The organism is Chitinophaga sp. MM2321, assembly GCF_964033635.1.
Classification (GTDB): domain Bacteria; phylum Bacteroidota; class Bacteroidia; order Chitinophagales; family Chitinophagaceae; genus Chitinophaga.
Window position 1 is genome coordinate 5,048,702 of the sequence record NZ_OZ035533.1, and the last position, 20,852, is coordinate 5,069,553.

General features: G+C 44.7%; 16 protein-coding genes. 9 read left to right on the forward strand and 7 right to left on the reverse strand.

Annotated elements, in window-relative coordinates; all coding sequences use genetic code 11:
- Positions 1 to 638: 638 nt before the first annotated feature.
- The gene (locus tag ABQ275_RS19535) at positions 639 to 1,715 is read left to right on the forward strand and encodes a PepSY-associated TM helix domain-containing protein (RefSeq protein WP_349314835.1); all 1,077 of its coding nucleotides are present in this window, start codon (positions 639 to 641) and stop codon (positions 1,713 to 1,715) included.
- Positions 1,716 to 1,717: 2 nt separating this feature from the next.
- Positions 1,718 to 3,868 (forward strand): TonB-dependent receptor, encoded by a 2,151-nt coding sequence (locus ABQ275_RS19540; protein ID WP_349314836.1) that lies wholly within the window; start codon positions 1,718 to 1,720, stop codon positions 3,866 to 3,868.
- Between the two features lie 120 nt (positions 3,869 to 3,988).
- On the opposite strand, the gene purL is transcribed toward ABQ275_RS19540, so the two are convergent.
- Positions 3,989 to 6,214, reverse strand: coding sequence for a phosphoribosylformylglycinamidine synthase subunit PurL (gene purL, locus ABQ275_RS19545; protein WP_349314837.1), 2,226 nt, complete (start codon positions 6,212 to 6,214; stop codon positions 3,989 to 3,991).
- 311 nt (positions 6,215 to 6,525) lie between these two features.
- Here purL and ABQ275_RS19550 point away from each other — a divergent pair, with 311 nt between their 5' ends.
- Both ABQ275_RS19550 and ABQ275_RS19555 read left to right on the forward strand, forming a co-directional pair.
- Positions 6,526 to 8,691, forward strand: coding sequence for a glutamine synthetase III (locus tag ABQ275_RS19550; protein WP_349314838.1), 2,166 nt, complete (start codon positions 6,526 to 6,528; stop codon positions 8,689 to 8,691).
- Positions 8,692 to 8,892: 201 nt separating this feature from the next.
- Positions 8,893 to 9,723: a hypothetical protein gene (locus tag ABQ275_RS19555; RefSeq protein ID WP_349314839.1), complete on the forward strand. Its 831-nt coding sequence runs from the start codon at positions 8,893 to 8,895 to the stop codon at positions 9,721 to 9,723.
- Positions 9,724 to 9,850: 127 nt separating this feature from the next.
- Here ABQ275_RS19555 and accC read toward each other — a convergent pair whose 3' ends face one another.
- From accC to efp, 3 genes are all read right to left on the reverse strand, one after another.
- Positions 9,851 to 11,188, reverse strand: coding sequence for an acetyl-CoA carboxylase biotin carboxylase subunit (gene accC / locus ABQ275_RS19560; protein ID WP_349314840.1), 1,338 nt, complete (start codon positions 11,186 to 11,188; stop codon positions 9,851 to 9,853).
- 122 nt (positions 11,189 to 11,310) lie between these two features.
- Positions 11,311 to 11,781 carry an acetyl-CoA carboxylase biotin carboxyl carrier protein gene (gene accB, locus ABQ275_RS19565; protein ID WP_349314841.1) on the reverse strand — a complete coding sequence of 157 codons (471 nt, stop codon included), beginning with the start codon at positions 11,779 to 11,781 and terminating at the stop codon, positions 11,311 to 11,313.
- Positions 11,782 to 11,910: 129 nt separating this feature from the next.
- Positions 11,911 to 12,477, reverse strand: a complete 567-nt coding sequence (gene efp, locus ABQ275_RS19570) for an elongation factor P (RefSeq protein WP_349314842.1) — start codon at positions 12,475 to 12,477, stop codon at positions 11,911 to 11,913.
- A 189-nt stretch (positions 12,478 to 12,666) separates the two neighbouring features.
- Between efp and ABQ275_RS19575 the strand changes: the two genes are divergently transcribed.
- From ABQ275_RS19575 to ABQ275_RS19585, 3 genes are all read left to right on the forward strand, one after another.
- On the forward strand, positions 12,667 to 13,167 hold the full coding sequence (locus ABQ275_RS19575) for a thioredoxin domain-containing protein (protein ID WP_349314843.1): 501 nt from the start codon (positions 12,667 to 12,669) through the stop codon (positions 13,165 to 13,167).
- A 98-nt stretch (positions 13,168 to 13,265) separates the two neighbouring features.
- A complete protein-coding gene (mdh, locus tag ABQ275_RS19580; RefSeq protein ID WP_349314844.1) occupies positions 13,266 to 14,207 on the forward strand; it encodes a malate dehydrogenase in 942 nt (313 codons plus the stop codon).
- A 226-nt stretch (positions 14,208 to 14,433) separates the two neighbouring features.
- Entirely contained in the window at positions 14,434 to 14,892 is a 459-nt protein-coding gene (locus ABQ275_RS19585) for a MarR family transcriptional regulator (RefSeq protein WP_349314845.1), read from the forward strand.
- Here the strand turns inward: ABQ275_RS19585 and ABQ275_RS19590 are convergent, their stop codons facing one another.
- The 3 genes from ABQ275_RS19590 to ABQ275_RS19600 all read right to left on the reverse strand — a co-directional run bounded on the left by ABQ275_RS19590 (position 14,893) and on the right by ABQ275_RS19600 (position 18,233).
- Positions 14,893 to 16,128 carry an MFS transporter gene (locus ABQ275_RS19590; RefSeq protein ID WP_349314846.1) on the reverse strand — a complete coding sequence of 412 codons (1,236 nt, stop codon included), beginning with the start codon at positions 16,126 to 16,128 and terminating at the stop codon, positions 14,893 to 14,895.
- Between the two features lie 70 nt (positions 16,129 to 16,198).
- Positions 16,199 to 16,894, reverse strand: a complete 696-nt coding sequence (locus ABQ275_RS19595) for a DedA family protein (protein WP_349314847.1) — start codon at positions 16,892 to 16,894, stop codon at positions 16,199 to 16,201.
- A gap of 49 nt (positions 16,895 to 16,943) precedes the next feature.
- Positions 16,944 to 18,233: a dicarboxylate/amino acid:cation symporter gene (locus tag ABQ275_RS19600; protein WP_349314848.1), complete on the reverse strand. Its 1,290-nt coding sequence runs from the start codon at positions 18,231 to 18,233 to the stop codon at positions 16,944 to 16,946.
- A 201-nt stretch (positions 18,234 to 18,434) separates the two neighbouring features.
- Here ABQ275_RS19600 and ABQ275_RS19605 point away from each other — a divergent pair, with 201 nt between their 5' ends.
- Together ABQ275_RS19605 and ABQ275_RS19610 are read left to right on the forward strand one after the other, a co-directional pair.
- On the forward strand, positions 18,435 to 19,937 hold the full coding sequence (locus ABQ275_RS19605) for an amino acid permease (RefSeq protein WP_349314849.1): 1,503 nt from the start codon (positions 18,435 to 18,437) through the stop codon (positions 19,935 to 19,937).
- Positions 19,938 to 20,117: 180 nt separating this feature from the next.
- Positions 20,118 to 20,828 (forward strand): YebC/PmpR family DNA-binding transcriptional regulator, encoded by a 711-nt coding sequence (locus ABQ275_RS19610; RefSeq protein ID WP_349314850.1) that lies wholly within the window; start codon positions 20,118 to 20,120, stop codon positions 20,826 to 20,828.
- Positions 20,829 to 20,852 lie beyond the last annotated feature (24 nt).

Here is a 20,852-nt window from a genome sequence, read left to right on the forward strand (position 1 = left end):
TTTGAGATTTAACGGATAAATAGCTACATCAGATAATAAAAAAGCCTTCCTGTAGAACAGGAAGGCTTTTTTATTATCAATGTTTTATAATTCTATTATCTCAAAATCAAAAAATTCCAAAATACAAAAAGGGCCGAGTCGTGCTCAGCCCTTTACTACAAGTTGTTCTTTCACTAGGTGTAAATTCACTAAATTTTCATGAGGACATGGTAGAATAAATGGTTTTCATAGAATCTAAAATAACTAATTGATTCCAAGTATCTTATATAGATGGTTTATCGTAAATCTGCGAACGTTTGCATTTGATTCTTTCCAAAAATATGTCACATTTTCCAGGAAAATATAACACGAACGTTGTATTTTGTTAATGACTCGTTAAAATCTCCCACTGCTACAATAAATCACCGGAACGTCAGATAAGCGTCTTTTTTTGCTATCCGATGAATATTTTTCCCGATTGCGTAAATGCATACAGTTGTGCTATGGTACCTTTGCCGCGATTACAGCAACCTGCCCTGCGAAAATCCTGCACACGGAATTTTGTTGAAACAGGAAATGAGGGTATCGCACATTGGCGCCCAACTGCTCTCCTGGCTTTATCTGCATATGGGTCGCTATTAAGGAAAAACAAGACAAGGTTGAAACTAAACTGGCGTAAACAATTCTTCCGGATCCACCGGATCACTGGTCTCATAGCAGGAGCTATACTGCTGCTGTTAAGCATCAGCGGCTCCATACTGGTTTTCAGTGATGAAATAGATCATGCGCTGGAAGCTAACGCCTACCATGTTACGCCCGGCACACAAAAACAGCCACTCGCACAACTATTGCTGCATGCAAAGCAATCGCTCCCCGGGAAAACCCCTTATCTTTTTTTTGTAAGGCTCCCCCAGGCACCGGACGAAAGTGCTATTATCCGGGCAGAATATGCAGCAGATTATAAAGTGTACCTGTTTATGAACCCTTACACCGGTCAGGTTGTCCATCAACACGCAAACAAAGGCTATTTTACAGGCTTTGTCCTCTACCTGCACTTCACCCTGCTCAGTGGTAAAACAGGCGTTAAAATCATGCTTATAACCGGAATACTGCTATTCCTGTCCGTCCTCACCGGCATATGGGTGTACCGCGGCGCTATCGGGAAAGTACTCACCTTCCGGGTAAAACTGGAATGGGGCAACCGGACACGCCGCTGGCGTAACCTCCACCGCATCATCGGTGTATGGGCCCTGCTCTTCAATGCACTCATCGCTTTTACCGGCATTATGCTGCAACTGAAAGTACTGGACGCCCGTAAAACCACTCCCAAAGAATATGTGGAAGTACCCGTAAAAGTGGATTACGACCAACTGCTGGCCAAAGCCGAAGCACAGATCCCGGGTTTCAGGGTGATGGGCATCCGCCCACCCAAAAAAGCAGGCGATCCCATACGCTTCCTGGGACATGCCCACGAAGCCGCCATCTGGGGCACCTACTCATCATCCGTAAACTTTGACGCCGGTACCGGCCTGGTGAAAAAAACTGTCAATTTCAGCCAGGCTGCATTCGGAGATAAATTTGCCGCCTGTATAGCGCCCCTGCATTTCGGCAACTACGGCGGCATTGCCCTCAAAATCCTTTATTCACTGCTGGCACTGACACCCGGCATTTTATCTGTCTCCGGTTTCCTGATTTGGTACCGGCGGAAATTTATTATTAAAACACATCAGTTCTGAATATGAAGAAGTTTTTAGTTTTTGGCTTTGTGGCAATGATAACTACCTTACAGGTAGCTGCACAAAAAACAACTGGAATACCCCCGGATACCACGCCCGTAGCGGTTCCGCCGTCTTCGCAGGTAGGTTTGGGTGAGGTGGTGGTAACCGCCAGCCGGAATAAAGAAACAGTGGGTACCGTACCGTCCTCCATCACGATCATCACCGGTAAACAACTACGCGAACAAAGCGCCATCACCACCGATATCAATCAGCTCCTGAGCATGAATGTACCGGGGCTTACACTAGGCACCAATACTTCCACCAACAAAGGACAAACCCTACGTGGCCGCGGTATGCTCATCATGATAGATGGTATTCCGCAATCTACCCCCCTGCGTAACGGCGACAAAGACATTCGTAGTATAGACGTTTCCGTTATAGAAAGAGTGGAAGTGATTAAAGGCGCTACGGCTATCTACGGCAATGGTGCCGATGGTGGCATTGTGAATTTCATCACCCGGAAAGCCAATACAGACAAGCATTTCAGTGGCACCACTGATGTAAGCACCGCCGGATCTCTCAGCAGTCTTAAAAACAGTATGGGTGGCCGCATCTCCCAGACTTTCAGTGGTAAAATCAACAGGTTTGATTACGTGGTAAGCGGTATGTATGAGCAAACAGGGGTAAACAAAGATGCCAAAGGTGAGGTGATAGGCCCTTTTCAATCGCTCAGCGAAAATGAAAATGTCAATGCCTTTGCCAAACTGGGCTACGATATCAACAGTAATAACCGCGTGGAACTGATGTACAACTACTACCGTTCCATGCAAAACAGCAGCTACGTAGACTCCGGCGGTAAATTCGGCTATAGCCCGATTGTAGGGATTCTTGGTACCAGTGCCGGCGACAAACAGGGTACTCCCTATAACCACAACGCCAACCTGAACTATACCAGTAAAAACATCTTCAAAAATACATCGCTGAGTGTAAACCTTTATTACCAGGACTTCTACACCGTTTTTGAATATTCCGACTTCTATTCGCCTCCCGGTAATTCCGCTATTGTTTCAAAGAAAATGGGCGCCAGGGTGAATTTTAATACCGGGTTCAATTTCAGCCCCAATGTAAATGGCGACGTAACCTGGGGTGTGGACATCCTGAACGACAAAACTTCCCAGCCACTTACTGATGGCAGAGGCTTTGTACCGGAGATGAACATGAAAAACCTGGCTCCTTATGCCCAGCTGAAAACGTACCTGTTCCGCGACTTCCTCGTAAAGGCCGGTGTGCGCTACGAAAATATCAACCTGGACATTCCTGACTTTACTACGATCCGCTACGGCAATACGCCCCAGGCTTATCCCGGTGGTGTGTTTGTAAAAGGAGGACGCCTCCCTTATGAAGCACTGGTATTTAATGCCGGTTTGCGGTATACAAAATATGCTGCATTCAATCCGTTTGTAAGCTATTCACAAAGCTTCTCCCTGTATGATCTGGGCCGCACGCTGCGCCTGGCAAAGGATAATGGCGGCGGCGCCACTGTAAATACGATAGAAACAAAACCGATCATTACCAATAATTATGAAGCCGGCTTTAACAGTAATATAGGGCACTTCAATGCTTCCGGGTCCTACTTTGTGAGTACTTCCAAACTGGGTACCAGCCTGGTAGATGTAGGCGGCGTAGCGGTGCCGGAAAGAGCACCCGAACGTGTACAGGGCTTTGAAATAGTGGCCGGTTACCAGTTTCTGCCTAACCTGTCTGCCAATACTTCCTGGTCGCATGTAGAAGGTCAAAAGGATGTAAACGGGGTGCATACCTATCTGCCTACTACCCGCATCTCGCCTGATAAAGTAACCGTAAATGTAAACTACTCCCCTCTCAAACAATGGGACCTGGGCGTGTATTACATCTATTCCGGTATCCGCCAGCGTTTTGATGCAGATGCAAAAGGAAATTTCGCCCTGGGACAGGGACCTGTGGGAGATTTCTTCCTGGTTAATCTCTATACTTCGTATCGTTTCAATAAGTCTACCAGCCTGCGCCTCGGTGTGGATAACCTGCTGAATGCAGATTACTATCCGGTCATGTCCCAGGCTAAAGTGCGTAACGATTCCTACTACAAAGGCAGCGGAGCTAGGTTCAATCTGGGCCTGACTACTAATTTTTAGATTTACGAATTTTTTGATTTAGTTATTTAGGTATTTAAAAAAAATGCAGCGAAGATTACCATATGGCGATCTTCGCTGCATTTTTTAAATAACTAAATTCGTAAATAACTAAATCGTAAATTATTTCTTCAGGTGTTCTTCTATCGAAGTATCGTAGATTTTTTTCCAGTCATTTACTTTACCCCAGTCTTCGCCGTTCACTTTCACATGATCGCCTGTAACGATACCTATTTTTTCGTAGCGTACGGAAACATCGGAAGCATCTACCAGGCTATGCATGATGGATTCGAACTTCTCTTTGTTTGCCGGACTAACGGTGATCACTACACGACTCTGGCTTTCACCAAACAGGTAAGCATCTTTACGGAATTTATTATTTAGTTGCAGTTCAAAGCCCAGACCTTTAGGCATGGCACTTTCCAGCAGTGTGATAAATAATCCGCCTTCGCTGATATCGTGGGCTGACTGGATCAGTCCTGCTTTGTTCAGTTTAGTGATAGCCTGTTGTAATTGCTGTTCTTCTTCGAGGTTGAAGTGTGGAGCAGGGCTGAATTCTATACCAATGATCTTGTGCAGGTATTCGGAGCTGCTGATATCATTGCGGCTGCGGCCTACCAGGTATACCAGGTTGCCGGCTTCTTTGAAATCCAGTGTGATGCGCTGATCCATGCTATCCAGTATACCAACCATTCCAATGGTGGGAGTAGGATAAACCGGACCGTCGGGAGACTGGTTATAGAAACTCACGTTACCACCGGTAACGGGCGTATTAAATTTACGGCAGGCTTCACCCATACCTTGTACAGCGTGTACAAACTGGTAGTATACTTCCGGATCGTAAGGGTTACCAAAGTTGAGGCAGTTGGTGATTGCTACTGGTTCGCCACCGGAACATACAATGTTACGCGCAGCTTCTGCTACAGCAATCTGTCCGCCTTTGTGAGGATCGGCATATACATAGCGGCTGTTACAGTCGGTGGTCATTGCCAGTGCTTTCTTCGTACCTTTTACGAGTACGATACAAGCGTCGCTTGGTGCGTTGGTGCTGGCATTGGCAGTACCTACCATGCTGTCGTACTGGTTGTAGACCCAGCGTTTGGAAGCGATGTTTGGTAAAGCCACCATTCTTTCCGCAACAAAACGCGGGTTATCCGTATCCGTGATATTCTGAATATCGAAGGCTTTTATTTTCTGGAAGTAGGTGGGTTCGGTGTAAGCGCGGTGATATTGTGGAGCGCCACCGCCGAGTACCATGCTTTCAGCAGGAACATCTGCTTCCAGCTCTCCATTCATATAGAATTTGAGGTTGGTATCTTTTGTTACTTCACCGATCTGCACACAGTGCAGGTCCCATTTATCAAAGATGGCGAGGATTTCTTTTTCCTGACCTTTCTTTACAACGATGAGCATACGCTCCTGGCTTTCGCTCAGCAGCATTTCCCATGCTTTCATGTTTTCCTGGCGGGTGGGTACTTTCTCCAGCCAGATATTCATACCATGTTCGCCTTTGGCGCTCATTTCGGCAGTAGAGCAGGTGATACCGGCAGCGCCCATATCCTGCATACCAACGATAGCGTTGGTTTTGATAATTTCAAGACAGGCTTCCAGCAGTTTCTTTTCCTGGAAAGGATCTCCTACCTGAACGGAAGGCAAATCTTCCACGCTGTCTTCTGTGATGTTGGCAGAAGCGAAAGAAGCGCCGCCGATGCCATCTTTACCGGTAGCAGAACCAACGATAAAAACAGGATTACCTTCACCATAAGAAGTGGCGGAAACGGTTTGTCCTACTTTTACGATACCTACGCTCATGGCATTTACCAGGGGGTTGGTACCGTAGCAGTCTTCGAAGTATACTTCACCACCTACAGTAGGTACGCCAAAGCAGTTACCATAATGACCGATGCCATGTACGATACCTTTTACCAGGTGTTGTGTTTTTTTATCGTTGATATTTCCGAAGCGCAGTGAGTTCAGTGCTGCGATAGGGCGGGCGCCCATCGTAAAGATATCGCGGTGAATACCACCTACGCCGGTTGCTGCGCCCTGGAAGGGCTCAATAGCAGAGGGGTGGTTATGAGATTCTATTTTAAATACAACCGCATAGCCATCACCTATATCTACCAGACCGGCATTTTCTTCTCCGGCTTTTACAAGCAGGCGGTCGCCTTCGCGGGGTAATGATTTCAGCCACACGATAGAGTTTTTGTAAGAGCAGTGCTCACTCCACATAACGGAGTACATACTCAATTCGGTAAAGTTGGGGTTGCGGCCCAGGATGGAAGTTATTCGTTCAAACTCGTCAGCAGTAAGTCCCAGCTGTTCAGCAATTTCTACGGTGGTTTGCATGTATTTAAGTATAAAAAAACGAGTAATTAAAAAGAAGATGCAAACCTACATGTTTTTCCTGCAAATGCCAAGAGGTAAGCGATTAACAGCCTGTGGGGCGTTTTTACCTTTTTAATCATATTATTAAATTTTAAATTCATCAGTTTTGATGCTTGACAGATCCATTTTTTATTAAAATCACAAAAAATAGTCGTTTTTAAACCCCTAAACGTAATTTTTCAATTAAAACGAACAATTTATTTGCATTTATAGCGAGGTATGCGTTCTTTTGTATAAAATATTTACAGCATGCAATCGTTACGTTTCAAAGCATGGAAGGATTAGCTGGCGTAGACTCTACACTCACCGAACACAATGGTAAAATTACCGATGTCTTTGGCAGCAACGTTTTTGCCGGAAAAGTTGTTCGGGAATATTTGAGCGATGAGGCCTTTAAAAGCCTGATGAACTCTGTTAAAAATGGCACCAAGCTGGAACGTAAAATGTCGGAGCAGATTGCTTCAGGCATGAAAGCATGGGCAATGAAAAAAGGTGTAACTCATTATACACACTGGTTTCAGCCATTAACCGGTACCACTGCTGAAAAGCATGATTCATTTTTCACCTTGAAAAGTGATGGTACTGCCCTGGAAACTTTTGACGGCGACGCCCTGGTACAACAGGAGCCGGATGCTTCCAGCTTCCCTAACGGTGGACTGAGAGCTACCTTCGAAGCCCGTGGCTACACCGCCTGGGATCCTTCTTCCCCGGCCTTCATCCTGGAGCAGGGTTATGGTAAAACACTCTGCATTCCTACCATCTTCGTTTCCTACACCGGCGAATCGCTCGATTACAAGGCTCCTTTGCTGAAAGCACTGGCTGCCATGGATAAAGCGGCAGTAGATGTATGTAACTACTTCGACAAAAATGTAACAAAAGTAACCGGTACCCTGGGTTGGGAACAAGAATACTTCCTGGTAGACGAAACAATGGCGAACGCCCGTCCTGATCTGATCATGACCGGCCGTACTGTTGTTGGTCACGCTCCTTCCAAAGGTCAGCAGCTGGAAGATCATTACTTCGGTGCTATCCCTGAGCGTGCATACGCTTACATGCGCGATTTCGAAGAAGAAGCCTACAAACTGGGTATTCCTTTAAGAACACGCCATAATGAAGTAGCACCTTCCCAGTTCGAGTGTGCTCCTATATTTGAAGAAGTGAACATCGCAGTAGATCACAACTCCCTGCTGATGGATCTGATGAATAAAGTGGCCAAACGCCACAAACTGAAAGTGTTACTGCACGAGAAACCTTTTGCAGGCATCAACGGTTCCGGTAAACACAACAACTGGAGCATGTCCACCGATACCGGTGTAAACCTGCTGGCTCCCGGTAAAACACCGAAGACCAACCTGATGTTCCTTACTTTCTTTGTAAACACCATCAAAGCGGTTCATGATTATGCTGACCTGATGAGAGCTGCTATTGCTTCTCCCAGCAATGATTTCCGTCTTGGTGCCAATGAAGCGCCTCCTGCTATCATCTCCGTATTCTCAGGTAAATACCTGTACGAAGTTTTACAGGAAGTGAAAACCCGTGTTAACAACAAGTTCGACGAACAGGACGAAGCAATCCTGAAACTGGATCTGCACCGTCATATTCCGGAGCTGATGCTGGATAATACCGACCGTAACCGTACTTCTCCTTTTGCTTTCACCGGCAACAAGTTTGAGTTCCGCGCTGTTGGTTCTTCTGCAAACTGCGCTTCCGCCATGACCGTACTGAACACTATCGTGGCTAAAACACTGACCGACTTTAAGGTAGAAGTAGATAGCCTGATCGAAAAAGGTGAGAAAAAAGAGATTGCTATTATGCAAACTCTTCGGAAATATATTGTAGATTCGGAAAAGGTATTGTTCGAAGGCGATGGCTACAGTGAAGAGTGGGAAAAAGAAGCCGAAAGAAGAGGTTTACAGAATATCAAAACTACGCCGAAGGCGCTTGATGCAATGATCACGCCGAAAGCTACCGCTCTGTATACCGAAACCGGCGTTTACACAGATAAAGAATTACACGCCCGTCACGAAATACTGCTGGAAGATTATGTGAAGAAAGTGCAGATTGAAGCCCGTGTAATCGGCGACCTTGCTACCAATAATATTCTGCCGTCAGCAATCAGTTATCTCAATGAACTGATCGTTAACATCCGCGGTCTGAAAGAAATTGGCTTAGGAGAAGGTTCCGTAAAAGCACAAAAACAAATTGCTGAAAAAATAGCTGAACATATTAACGTTATCAGTGAAAATGTACAGGCAATGATCGAAGCACGTAAAGTAGCAAACAAGCTTACTGACCACCGTCAGAAAGCAATTGACTACTGCGAAAAGATCAAACCATACTTTGATGTGATCCGTTACCACTCCGATAAACTGGAGTTCCTGGTGGATGACAAGAAGTGGTCACTGCCTAAGTACAGAGAACTGCTTTTCTTGCGATAAAACCGTAAGATTGTTTTGGTGTATGATTAGCCCCGGATTTTCATCCGGGGCTTTATTATTTTAAATATTATCCGTAAATTCGCTACCCGCTAACCGACTACCCCAGCTACTATCCCAGTATCTCTTCGTTTTCATTTTTATCAGCCTGTAACCGGCATACTCCTGCTCTGCTTTCGTTTTCACCCAAAAAAACAAGTAGCCATGAAAAGAAACCAATTCCGTACAATGAGCAGCCTTTTGGCAGCAGCCCTCCTCTCCCTCAGTTCCTGTATTAAACCCGGCCCCATCATCATTCCACCGGCAGCGCACCTCGCAAGAATTACACAATTGAAAGGCGATTCTTACTACTGGTCAGATTCTATAGCCGTCAATTACAACACAAAAGGGTACCCCGTAAGCCTTGTCCCCTCCGTTATCGCCACGGGCACTCCACAAACGTTACTGATGTACGACAAACAAAACAGGCTGATAGCAAACATCGGTGCTTACCGCATCGAAGAGCTGGGATTTGAAATGGCATACAAATACCTCTATGATGATCATAAAAACAGGATCACCAGGGATACCTGCTATGTTTTTGGTCGTTACAGCAGTACCAGTACGCCGATTATACAAATCGGACAGGCCATCAGATCTACCAGCTATACTTATGACGATAAGAACAGGATCATTAAAACAGTAGAAAAATCGCTGGAGAGAGGTTATGGGGTCGTGATCACAAAAACCTATTCTTATAATGCAGCCGGTAATGCCTGGAAGATTCATACAACATGGGAATATCCTACAGACACTACCTACAACGCTTCTTCAGACCTCTATCCGCAATATGACGATAAGGTCAACTTTCACAATCTGCACGCGATATGGCAATTTCTCGACAAGGATTATAGCATCAATAATGCTTTTAACGCTACCAGCTACGACCTGTACGGCCTGCCTACAGCATTTGATACCAATTCAGACAAAGATTTCATGAATACGCTGGGCTTCCCGCTTCTTCATACAGAAATCAAATACAAATACCTGCCGTAAAAAAACTACAAACAGGTGTTAAAATGATTAGCCTGATAAACGAAGACCCGAAACGAATAAAATTTATCCGCTTCCAATCTCCGCCTATCAGGCCAATCATTTAAATAAATCAGTTTAATCCTGGTCCTTATACGAGCTTAAACGTTTCTGTAAACTTGGTGGTAAAGTTGCCTTTACGGAAGTTTTCATCACGCATCAGCTGCTGATGGAAAGGAATGGTTGTTTTCACGCCTTCGATCACAAATTCGCTCAGTGCGCGTTCCATTGTATTGATCGCTTCTTCGCGGGTTTGCGCCATGGTAATGATTTTTGCTACCATAGAATCATAGAAAGGAGGAATAACGTAACCCGCATAGATATGTGAATCTACCCGTACACCATGCCCACCAGGAATATGTAATACCGTGATTTTACCCGGGGAAGGACGGAAGTCGTTGTAAGGATCTTCCGCATTGATACGACACTCGATGGCATGCATCTGTGGCGTATAATTTTTTCCGGAGATAGGGATACCCGCAGCAATCTTGATTTGTTCCTTTACGAGGTCAAAGTTGATCACTTCTTCTGTTACGCCGTGTTCCACCTGGATACGGGTATTCATTTCCATGAAATAGAAGTTGCGGTGTTTGTCAACCAGGAATTCAATGGTACCTACACTTTCGTAGTTGATGGCGCTGGCAGCTTTGATGGCAGCTTCTCCCATTTTTTCCCGCAGTTCATGTGTCATGAACGGAGAAGGAGATTCTTCTACCAGTTTCTGGTGACGACGCTGGATAGAACAGTCTCTTTCGCTCAGGTGGCAAACTTTGCCATATTGATCACCAGCAACCTGGATTTCAATGTGACGGGGTTCTTCCACAAATTTCTCCATGTAGATCCCATCATTACTGAAAGAGGCGCGGGCTTCATTTTTAGCCATGTTGTAAGCGTTTTCCAGCTCACTTTCTTCCCATACCACACGCATACCTTTACCGCCACCACCGGCAGTAGCTTTGATGATTACCGGAAGACCCATGCCTCTGGCAATGGCTTTTGCTTCTTCCACGCTTTGCAGCAGCCCTTCCGAACCTGGAATTACAGGTACGCCGGCCGCAATCATTGTTTCTTTAGCTGTCATCTTATCGCCCATTCTGCGGATCATTTCCGGAGTGGGTCCGATGAATTTAATGCCGTGTTCACCACAGATCTCTGCAAAACGCGCATTCTCGGCCAGGAAGCCGTATCCAGGGTGGATAGCGTCTGCATTGGTGATTTCAGCAGCAGCCATCAGGTGAGGGATGTTGAGGTAAGATTCGCTGCTTTGCGGTTTGCCTATACATACCGCCTCATCTGCAAACTTTACATGCAAGCTGTCTTTGTCCGCAGTAGAATAAACTGCTACCGTTTTGATACCCATTTCCTTACAGGTACGGATAATCCGAAGGGCGATTTCGCCACGGTTGGCAATTAATATTTTTTTAAACATTGTTTTCCTTATAAGTTAATAATAGCCAATTAGCTGTTAGCAGTTAACTTTTAGCAGTTAGCCTTTAACCCGACAATCCTGTCAGAGGCTAAAGGCTAACTGCTAAAAGTTACATGCTATTATTACGGTTCAACTAAAAACAAAGGTTGATCATATTCTACCGGAGATGCATCATCTACAAGTACTTTAACGATTTTGCCACTCACTTCGCTTTCTATTTCGTTGAACAGCTTCATCGCTTCAATGATACATACAACTTTACCTGAAGTTACTTCATCACCTACATTGACAAAGGCGGCTTTGTCCGGACCGGCACTACGGTAAAATGTACCGATCATCGGAGATTTAATCGTAATCAGGTTGTCGGCTTTTGGAGCAGGTGCTGCGGCGGCGGCCGCGGCTACAGGTGCTGCAACAGGCGCTGCCGCTACCGCTTGTACCGGTGCAACGGCCGCTGGGAGGGTGATTACCTGTTGTACTTCGTTATCTTTCTGCTTTATTGTAATCTTAAACTTGTCCTGTTCAATGCTCAGTTCACTGATATTTGACTTGTTGATCATTTTTACCAGTTCCTGAATCTGTTTAAAGTCCATGTAGACAGTTTTTGGTTTAGAAATTATAGGAAATATGTGTTGATTTACGATTTTGTGATTTTGGAATTTTGAGGCTTGCATTTCAAGTCTCAAAATTCCAAAATCACAAAATCGTAAATCTTTATATGGTTATGCTTTTACTCTCTCAATATATTCTCCGTTCTTGGTATTTACCCTGATCAGTTCTCCTTCGTCTACAAACAGCGGCACCATAACAGTAGCGCCGGTTTCAACGGTAGCGGGTTTCAGGGTACGGGTAGCCGTATCACCTTTTACGCCTGGTTCGGAGTAAGTAACCAGCATTACAATTTTATCGGGCAGTTCAACCGCCATGTACTGATCAGTTTCCGTATTAATCTGCACACTCACTTCCTGGCCTTCTTTCAGGAATTGTGGCGCGTCAATGGTATTTTCGGGCATCGCTATCTGCTCGAAAGTTTCATTGTCCATGAAGTTATAGCCGGTATCATCCTTGTACAGATACTGAAAAGGTTTCTTCTCAATACGAACAGGGTAGATAGTGTCACCTGAGTTCCAGGTGTGTTCTATGGAACGGCTATTGTCAACGCCTTTCAATTTAGCCCAAACTTTTGCTGCGGCCCGGGCGGTTTTGTTCTGACCAAACTCTACAACAGAATACAAGCTGTTTTCCAGCTTGATAATTAATCCTGTTCTTATATCTGCGGTGGTAGCCATAAATAGGTTACTGATTTTAAGTTAAAAATTTATACGGATTGCAAAAGTAGAAATTTTTGCATATGAACGAGCAACTAATTCCCAAAATTAGGCAGAATAGTCTCTTTTCGGTCCAATTTTCGTCTTTTTTCTCCAATAAATGACATTAAAGGGGTAAATTGAAGCTCAAATCAAGAAACTTTTACAAGTATGCGTCACGTGTTTTTCGTTATTTTATGCTGTTTGCCCGCGCTCCTGAAGGCTCAAACTACTTCCACCCCTTCAAAAGCTCCTTATCTGCAGTATCCGATTATTCCGGCTTTTCCGCTCACTTTAGTAGATGGTCATACCATCAACAAAAATGATCTCCGTAAAAACGAAAAAACAATGGTGTTTGTATTTAGCGTGGATTGTGACCATTGCAAACATCTCACAGAAGAAGTTTTAAAAAATATAGACAAGTTTAAGAAGACACAAATACTGATGGTAACACCGTTTAAGGTAGACCAGATGAAAGAATATTATGATCATTATAACATTAAGAACTATCCAAATGTTATTATGGCCAGCGAACCTACCCGGCAGATCATGTATTTCTATGACCTGCATTACTTCCCCGGATTATATATTTATAATAAGAAACAGCAGTTCGTAAAGGGTTTTGAAGGTACCGTGAAACTGGATTCACTCCTGCATTACACGAACCTGTAAGGCCCTGTTAAATTGTATCTGCGCGGGCTTTTAATCTGATTCTGAATCATTACATTTGTTTATCACAATCATTCTTCACTTTTAAAGCTATAGATAAAATGAAAGTTACAGTAGTAGGAGCTGGAAATGTGGGCGCAACCTGTGCCAATGTGCTGGCCCACAAAGATTTTCTGCAAGAGGTGGTTTTATTGGATATTAAAGAAGGAACAGCTGAAGGAAAAGCACTGGATACATGGCAACAGGCGCCCATCGATTATTACAGCACCAGGATTACGGGTGTTACCAACGATTATGCAAAGACTGCCAACAGTGATGTGGTCGTGATCACTTCGGGACTTCCCCGCAAACCAGGCATGAGCAGGGATGACCTGATTTCCACGAATGCCAATATCGTTAAATCAGTTACTGAAAATATTACGAAACACTCACCGGATGCGATCATTATTATTGTAAGCAACCCGTTGGACGTAATGACTTACTGCGCTTATCTCAACGCCAACAAAGACAGCAGTAAAGTATTTGGTATGGCCGGTATCCTGGATACTGCCCGCTACCGCGCTTTCCTGGCAGAAGAAATTGGCTGCTCCCCTAAAGATATCCAGGCTATCCTCATGGGCGGTCATGGCGATACCATGGTGCCATTGCCCCGCTATACCACAGTAGGCGGTATCCCTGTTACAGAGCTGGTAGCTGCCGATAAACTGGAAGCTATTATTCAGCGTACGAAAGTAGGTGGTGGAGAAATCGTGAACCTGCTGGGCACTTCCGCCTGGTATGCTCCCGGTGCTGCTGCTGCCCAGATGGTAGAAGCCATCGTGAAAAATGAAAAACGCATTTTCCCTGTATGTGCATGGCTGAGCGGCCAGTACGGGCTGAAAGATATTTACCTGGGTGTACCCGTGGTACTTGGCAAAAATGGTATTGAGAAAATCATCGAACTGCAACTCAATGCAGCAGAAAAAGAATTACTGGATACTTCCGCCAAACATGTGAAAGAAGTGATGGAAGTATTAGACAAAATGCAGTCTACTACCGCATAACGGCTAACAATATATTATTTGGGCTGATCAAAAAGAGATACCCTTTTTTTGATCAGCCCAATTTTTTTGATTCTTTTCTACGGGAAAAATACCACTCCTACAACACCCTCTAATGTTAATTAGTGTTAAAAAGATTCGTAATTTTGAACGATATACGAAGCCTGTAAAGTGGTATAAATGAAACACTTCTAATACAACTGACACTATTTAGTTTAACTCTGAACGTATGTCAAATCTGGAAAAACTGATCACACAGAAAAATTTCGAGAACGAATACCAGCGGGGGCTTGTAAGCCTCATCTTTGTAGGGAACTGGATTACATCCCGCCACCAGCAATTCTTTAAACGATATGAGATCACCATGCAGCAATTCAACATATTGCGCATTCTCCGTGGCCAACACCCCAAAGCAGCCAGCATCAATGTGCTGAAAGAAAGGATGCTGGACAAAATGAGCGATGTATCCAGGCTGGTGGAAAGACTACGTAAGTCTGAACTGATAGAGCGCAAAAGCTGCGAAATGGACCGGCGCGCTGTAGACGTTAGAATAACCACCAAAGGGCTGGACCTGCTCAGATCTATTGATGAAGAGCTGGGCCAGCTCGATGATTCTTTCAAATCCTTAAATGAAAAGGAAGTTAGCCAACTGAATAAACTGCTGGATAAAATGCTGGAAAATTATTAACTATACTTCTTCCAGGTAGTTAAGATCTTTTCCGAATGTTTCCTCAATCTTCCAGGCAGTTATCAATGCCACACCTATGCATATCGCCGCCACAATAGCCCCGCTTTGCAGGAACGTAAAATATGTTTGCAGCTGAATAAACAGAATAGAAATCAAAGGCAGCATTCCCCTGGCGAAGTTTGGTACAGTGGTAGCCACTGTTGCACGCAGATTGGTACCAAAACTTTCTGCCGCAATGGTTACAAAGATGGCCCAGAAGCCAACACTAAAGCCCAACAGGAAACATACGACATAAAATACCCACATGTCTGCGCCGTACATATTCAGGTATACGGTTACCATCACTGCAGTTAGTACCAGGAAGAGCAGCATCACCTTACGCCTGCTTTTCCACAACTGGCTGATCAGTCCGGAAGCAAAGTCACCCAATACCAATCCCGCATAACAGAAAGCAATGGCATCCCCCGGATTCACATTGCCTTTTACATGCATTTCTGCAGCAAATTTATTGGAAAAAGCCACCAGTATACCTACTACAAACCAGGTAGGAGTACCCAGCAGCATGCATTTCAGGTATTTAAGAAATCGTTCGCGGCTGGTAAACAAGGCCAGAAAACTTCCCCTCGTTGCGGCAGAAGCACGTACTTCATTGAAGAGATGCGATTCCATTACGCTCACACGCAGGACCAGCAAACACAGACCCAGCCCACCGCCTATAAAATAACAGATGCGCCAGTCGCCTACCAGTTTGGCAATCAGATTGGCCGCTACTGCCCCCGAAACCCCCACGGTAGCCACTATCATAGTGCCATAACCGCGCTTCTCCTTGGGCAATATTTCGGATACCAGGGTAATACCGGCACCCAGCTCCCCTGCCAGCCCGAAGCCTGCAACAAAGCGCCACAGTAGGTATCCGTTGATACCCTGTACAAAACCATTGGCAATATTAGCGATGGAATAAATAAGGATGGAGCCGAATAATACACTTAAGCGCCCTTTTTTGTCGCCTACTATTCCCCAGAAAATACCGCCTATCAACAACCCCACCATCTGAACATTAATAAGCAGCATGCCGGCGCCGGCGTCAATTTCGCTTTGCGGTAAGCCCAGCTCCCTTAAACTGGGTACCCTTACAATTGTAAAAAGAAGAAGATCATAGATGTCTACAAAATAGCCCAGCGATGCTACAATCACCGCTATGTTGAAAATAGATACGGAGCCCTTGTCGTTTTTCATGTACGTTGGTTGATAAATAACGTGGAAATTAATAAAAAAAAAGAGCCACATGGGCTCTTTTTTTTATTAATTATAAAGTGGAATCAGTCGCTTTCGGTAATTCTGATTGCGGATGGTCATGATCGTTATGACGCTGTTTCGCTTTTCCGAATACCAGCTTTAATATAACAGGCAAAGTAGTGATCAGTACAATGATCAGGATAATCAACTCCAGATGATCTTTCAGGTTCGGGAATAACTTATCAAGGTAATGACCTGCCAGCATCATGGAAAATACCCATGAAAAAGATCCGATAACATTATACAACATGAACTTCTTTCTGTCCATCTGCACAATACCGGCCACGATGGGTGCAAAAGTGCGGATGATAGGCAGGAAACGGGCGAAGAAAATAGCACCCCCACCATACTTCACAAAAAAATCGTGCGCCTGATGCAAATGTTTTTGTTTAAAGAAAAAAGTGTCTTTCTTCTTAAACATAATCGGGCCTGATTTCTGGCCAAACCAAAAACCAACCATATTCCCGAGCACACCCGCAATAGCAATAAGTATCATGATCACAACAAAAGGCAGATCAAAAAAACTACTACAGAGATCTTCACTATAGATACCTGCTATAAAAAGCAGCGAATCTCCGGGAAGGAAAAAACCAATAAACAAACCGGTTTCCGCAAACACAATTGCTAACAATAAATACAAGCCCCCATGTTCAATAATCCATGACGGGTTAATGAGGTGCTTAAAAAACTCTAAAATCTGGTCCATGCTTTTGCTTTATCTTTCTTTCAGAATCGGTAAAATAATAATTATTCTGTTATGACTTTGTTAAGTCATATGCGGATGCATTATCTGGTCCAAGCTTGTTCTCCCATTTGGAAACAACGGCAGTAGCCATGGCATTGCCTATTACATTGGTAGCCGAACGTCCCATATCCAGCAGATGATCCACACCCAATAGCAGGATCAGGCCCGCTTCGGGAATATGGAACATGGCCAGGGTACCGGCAATTACCACCAGGGAGGCGCGGGGCACACCTGCTATCCCTTTACTGGTGATCATGAGTACCAGCAACATCGTGATCTGCTGATCGATGGTCAGGTGCATACCATAAGCCTGTGCTATAAAGAGGCTGGCAAAGGTCATATACATCATAGAACCATCCAGGTTAAAAGAGTAACCCAGGGGCAATACAAAACTTACAATGCGGTTATCGCAGCCAAATTTCTCCAACTCTTCCATTGTACGTGGGTAGGCGGCCTCACTGCTGGCAGTACCAAAAGCCAGCAACAGCGGATCCTTGATCCGTCCCAGGAGCCCGAAGACACGTTTTCCCAGGATCACCCAACCTACCAGGGCCAGTACGGTCCATAAACTGAACAGCCCTATATAAAACTGCACGATGAATTTCCCATAGGTTATTAATACCCCCGGGCCTTTCATCGCAATGATGGCAGCCATTGCACCGAATACAGCAAAAGGCGCGAAGTTCATCACAAAGCCTGTCACCTTCAGCATGATGTACGCAACGCTATCCATCAGTTTCACTACCGGCGCAGCTTTCTCGCCAATAGCAGCAGCCGCTACCCCAAAGAAGAGCGCAAATATCACGATCTGCAGGATCTCGTTCTTTGCCATGGCATCAATCACACTGTCCGGTACCACATGGTGGAAAAAGCCCTTCAACGTCATATCCGCTTTGGCAATGCCGGAAGTAGCATGCGTATCCGGCAGCGGCAGGTTCAGGGATAACCCCGGCTTCATGATATTCACCAACACCAGGCCCAGAAACAATGATACAAATGTTGCACTGATAAACCACAGCATCGTTTTCCCGCCAATACGGCCTACCGCCTTTAAATCGCCCATTTTAGCCACACCTACTACCAGTGTGGAAAACACCAGCGGAGCGATAATCATCTTCACCATGCGCAGGAAAATATCTGTAAGAATAGAGATTCTGTCAGCGAAGATCTGCGGCGTGTCATTTTGAGCAGTAGCACCGGTGTGTCCACCATATACATAGTATACAGCATAACCAGCGCCTATTCCTACCACCATGGCAATAAATATAAACAGTGTCAGCAGATTCGATGATTTCTTCATGCAGTGGCAGAATTTTGCTTCTTTTAATAAATTTGTGTTGTATCCAAAAAATTTCCCAAAAATAAGGTTCTACCGGTACAATTGAGCGTGGACAAGCAAAATAAAAGTATCCATTTTTGATTTTAGATATTATATTTGACCATCAACATTCTCAACAACAAGCTAAACTACCTTAAAACATCAACCACAATACGACTGCGTATGAGCAAACTTTTTGCTAAAAAACAACTGTCTGTTTTACTGGCCGAAGCATCAGAATCAGAAAAGGGTCTTAAAAGGACGCTGGGTGCAGGATCGCTTATTGCCCTCGGTATTGGCGCCATCATCGGCGCGGGCCTTTTCGTAAGAACAGCTGCTGCTGCGGGTCAACACGCCGGCCCTGCTGTGACCATATCTTTTATCATAGCCGCCATAGGTTGCGCCCTCGCAGGGTTATGCTATGCCGAATTTGCATCCATGATTCCTATTGCCGGTAGCGCCTATACGTATTCTTATGCTACCCTGGGAGAATTCATCGCCTGGATCATTGGTTGGGATCTGGTACTGGAATATGCCCTGGGAGCCGCTACGGTGGCTATCGGGTGGTCACAATATCTCAATAAACTGCTTACAAATGTTTTTCATGTCACCATACCCTATCAATGGTGCCACAGCCCATTCGAAACATCTGATGCCGGTGTACAAGGTATCATGAATATACCTTCCCTCTTTATCTTACTGGCGCTCACGATGTTACTCGTCAGGGGAACACAGGGATCCGCCATGGTGAATAATATCATTGTAATTACCAAAGTGGCCATCGTTATCCTGTTTATTTTCCTGGGATGGCATTTTATCAATCCTGCTCACCACACGCCATTTACGATCCCGGCTGATGCTGGTACCGTTAAAATGCACAACGGGCAGATAGTAGACTACTCCAATTTCTGGAACCACGGCTGGCCGGGTGTTTTGCGAGGGGCCGGGGTGGTGTTCTTTGCCTTCATTGGCTTCGATGCTGTTTCTACCGCTGCGCAGGAAACAAAGAATCCTAAAAAGAACATGCCTATAGGTATCCTCGTATCGCTGGTTATCTGTACTGTATTATATATTCTCTTCTCATATGTACTTACCGGCATCGCGCCTTTCCAGGATTTCCTGAAAGCAGGTGGTGAAGCATCTGTTGCATATGCTATTGATACTTACATGCCGGGCTACCAGTGGTTGTCTACTTTCATTACAGTAGCTATCCTGGCTGGGTTCTCTTCTGTTATCCTGGTAATGTTACTGGGTCAGACAAGGGTATTTTACTCTATGAGTAACGATGGACTGGTTCCTGCTATATTCTCCAAACTACATCCTAAATACCGTACGCCTTACCGCTCACAGTGGATGTTCTTTGCGTTTGTATCGCTGTTTGCCGCATTTGTTCCTGATAACGTGGTAGGCGATATGACCAGTATCGGTACTTTGTTTGCCTTTGTGCTGGTATGTATAGGTGTGGTGGTGATGCGTAAAAGCAATCCGGAACTACCCCGTTCATTTAAAACACCGTTTGTGCCGTTTATTCCGATCCTGGGCGCAGGCTTCTGCCTGATGATGATTATCAGCCTCGGCCTGGAAAACTGGGCCAGGTTATTTGTATGGCTGGGATTAGGACTTATTATTTACTTCGGCTATAGTGTGAAGCATAGTAAGGCCCGTAAAATGTTGGATAAAGAATAAATATTTAGAAATTTACGGATTTAGCGACTTATAACTATACGGAGAACAAAAGCGGACATCTATCTTATCCGCTTTTGTTCTCCGTTTTTAGTTAAATTCTAAAATTCGGAAACCTTAAATTCGGAAATCCTTATTTTTGCAATCTGTTTTAAAGTAACCAATAATTATATATCACTCAAAATGGGAAGAATATTTGAAGTAAGAAAGTCAACCATGTTTGCCCGCTGGGACAAAATGGCGAAAGCATTTTCCAGGATAGGAAAAGAAATTGCCATAGCCGTTAAAGTAGCCGGTCCTGAACCGGATAATAATCCTTCCCTTCGTCGCTGCATCCTCAATGCCAAGAGCGTAAACATGCCTAAAGACCGCGTAGACGCGGCTATTAAGCGTGCCATGGGTAAAGACAAGACTGATTACGAAGAAGTTGTTTATGAAGGTTATGCTCCCCATGGTGTGGCCATCATGATTGATACAGCTACCGACAACACCACCCGTACCGTTGCCAACCTGCGCATGCATTTTACAAAAGGTGGCGGAAGCCTGGGCAACAGCGGTTCCGTTGGATTTCTGTTTAACCGTGTAGGAGAATTTAAAATAAAAAATGCAGGCCAGAACCTGGAAGAACTGGAACTGGAACTGATAGACTTTGGCCTGGAAGAAATAGGGGAAGACACAGAAGGTCATATCATTATCCGTGCAGCCTTCACTGAATTTGGTAACATGGCGAAAGCCCTCGAAGATAAAGGACTGGAAGTGATCAGCTCAGAACTGAAACGTATCCCCACCACTACAGTAGAGTTAAATGAAGAAGAAGCCAAAGAAGTACTGGAACTGGTAGACAGGCTGGAACAGGATGAAGATGTACAGCAGGTTTTCTACAATCTGAAATAATTACAGCATCGCATATACATATAA

Excerpts from the sequence above, each read along its gene's own strand:
- accB (WP_349314841.1), bottom strand. The coding sequence starts at position 11,781 with ATGGACTTTAAACAGATTCAGGAACTGGTAAAAATGATCAACAAGTCA.
- accC (WP_349314840.1), bottom strand. The coding sequence starts at position 11,188 with ATGTTTAAAAAAATATTAATTGCCAACCGTGGCGAAATCGCCCTTCGG.
- ABQ275_RS19540 (WP_349314836.1), top strand. The coding sequence starts at position 1,718 with ATGAAGAAGTTTTTAGTTTTTGGCTTTGTGGCAATGATAACTACCTTA.
- ABQ275_RS19610 (WP_349314850.1), top strand. The coding sequence starts at position 20,118 with ATGGGAAGAATATTTGAAGTAAGAAAGTCAACCATGTTTGCCCGCTGG.
- ABQ275_RS19590 (WP_349314846.1), bottom strand. The coding sequence starts at position 16,128 with ATGAAAAACGACAAGGGCTCCGTATCTATTTTCAACATAGCGGTGATT.
- ABQ275_RS19550 (WP_349314838.1), top strand. The coding sequence starts at position 6,526 with ATGGAAGGATTAGCTGGCGTAGACTCTACACTCACCGAACACAATGGT.
- purL (WP_349314837.1), bottom strand. The coding sequence starts at position 6,214 with ATGCAAACCACCGTAGAAATTGCTGAACAGCTGGGACTTACTGCTGAC.
- ABQ275_RS19605 (WP_349314849.1), top strand. The coding sequence starts at position 18,435 with ATGAGCAAACTTTTTGCTAAAAAACAACTGTCTGTTTTACTGGCCGAA.
- mdh (WP_349314844.1), top strand. The coding sequence starts at position 13,266 with ATGAAAGTTACAGTAGTAGGAGCTGGAAATGTGGGCGCAACCTGTGCC.
- ABQ275_RS19600 (WP_349314848.1), bottom strand. The coding sequence starts at position 18,233 with ATGAAGAAATCATCGAATCTGCTGACACTGTTTATATTTATTGCCATG.
- efp (WP_349314842.1), bottom strand. The coding sequence starts at position 12,477 with ATGGCTACCACCGCAGATATAAGAACAGGATTAATTATCAAGCTGGAA.
- ABQ275_RS19595 (WP_349314847.1), bottom strand. The coding sequence starts at position 16,894 with ATGGACCAGATTTTAGAGTTTTTTAAGCACCTCATTAACCCGTCATGG.
- ABQ275_RS19585 (WP_349314845.1), top strand. The coding sequence starts at position 14,434 with ATGTCAAATCTGGAAAAACTGATCACACAGAAAAATTTCGAGAACGAA.
- ABQ275_RS19575 (WP_349314843.1), top strand. The coding sequence starts at position 12,667 with ATGCGTCACGTGTTTTTCGTTATTTTATGCTGTTTGCCCGCGCTCCTG.
- ABQ275_RS19555 (WP_349314839.1), top strand. The coding sequence starts at position 8,893 with ATGAAAAGAAACCAATTCCGTACAATGAGCAGCCTTTTGGCAGCAGCC.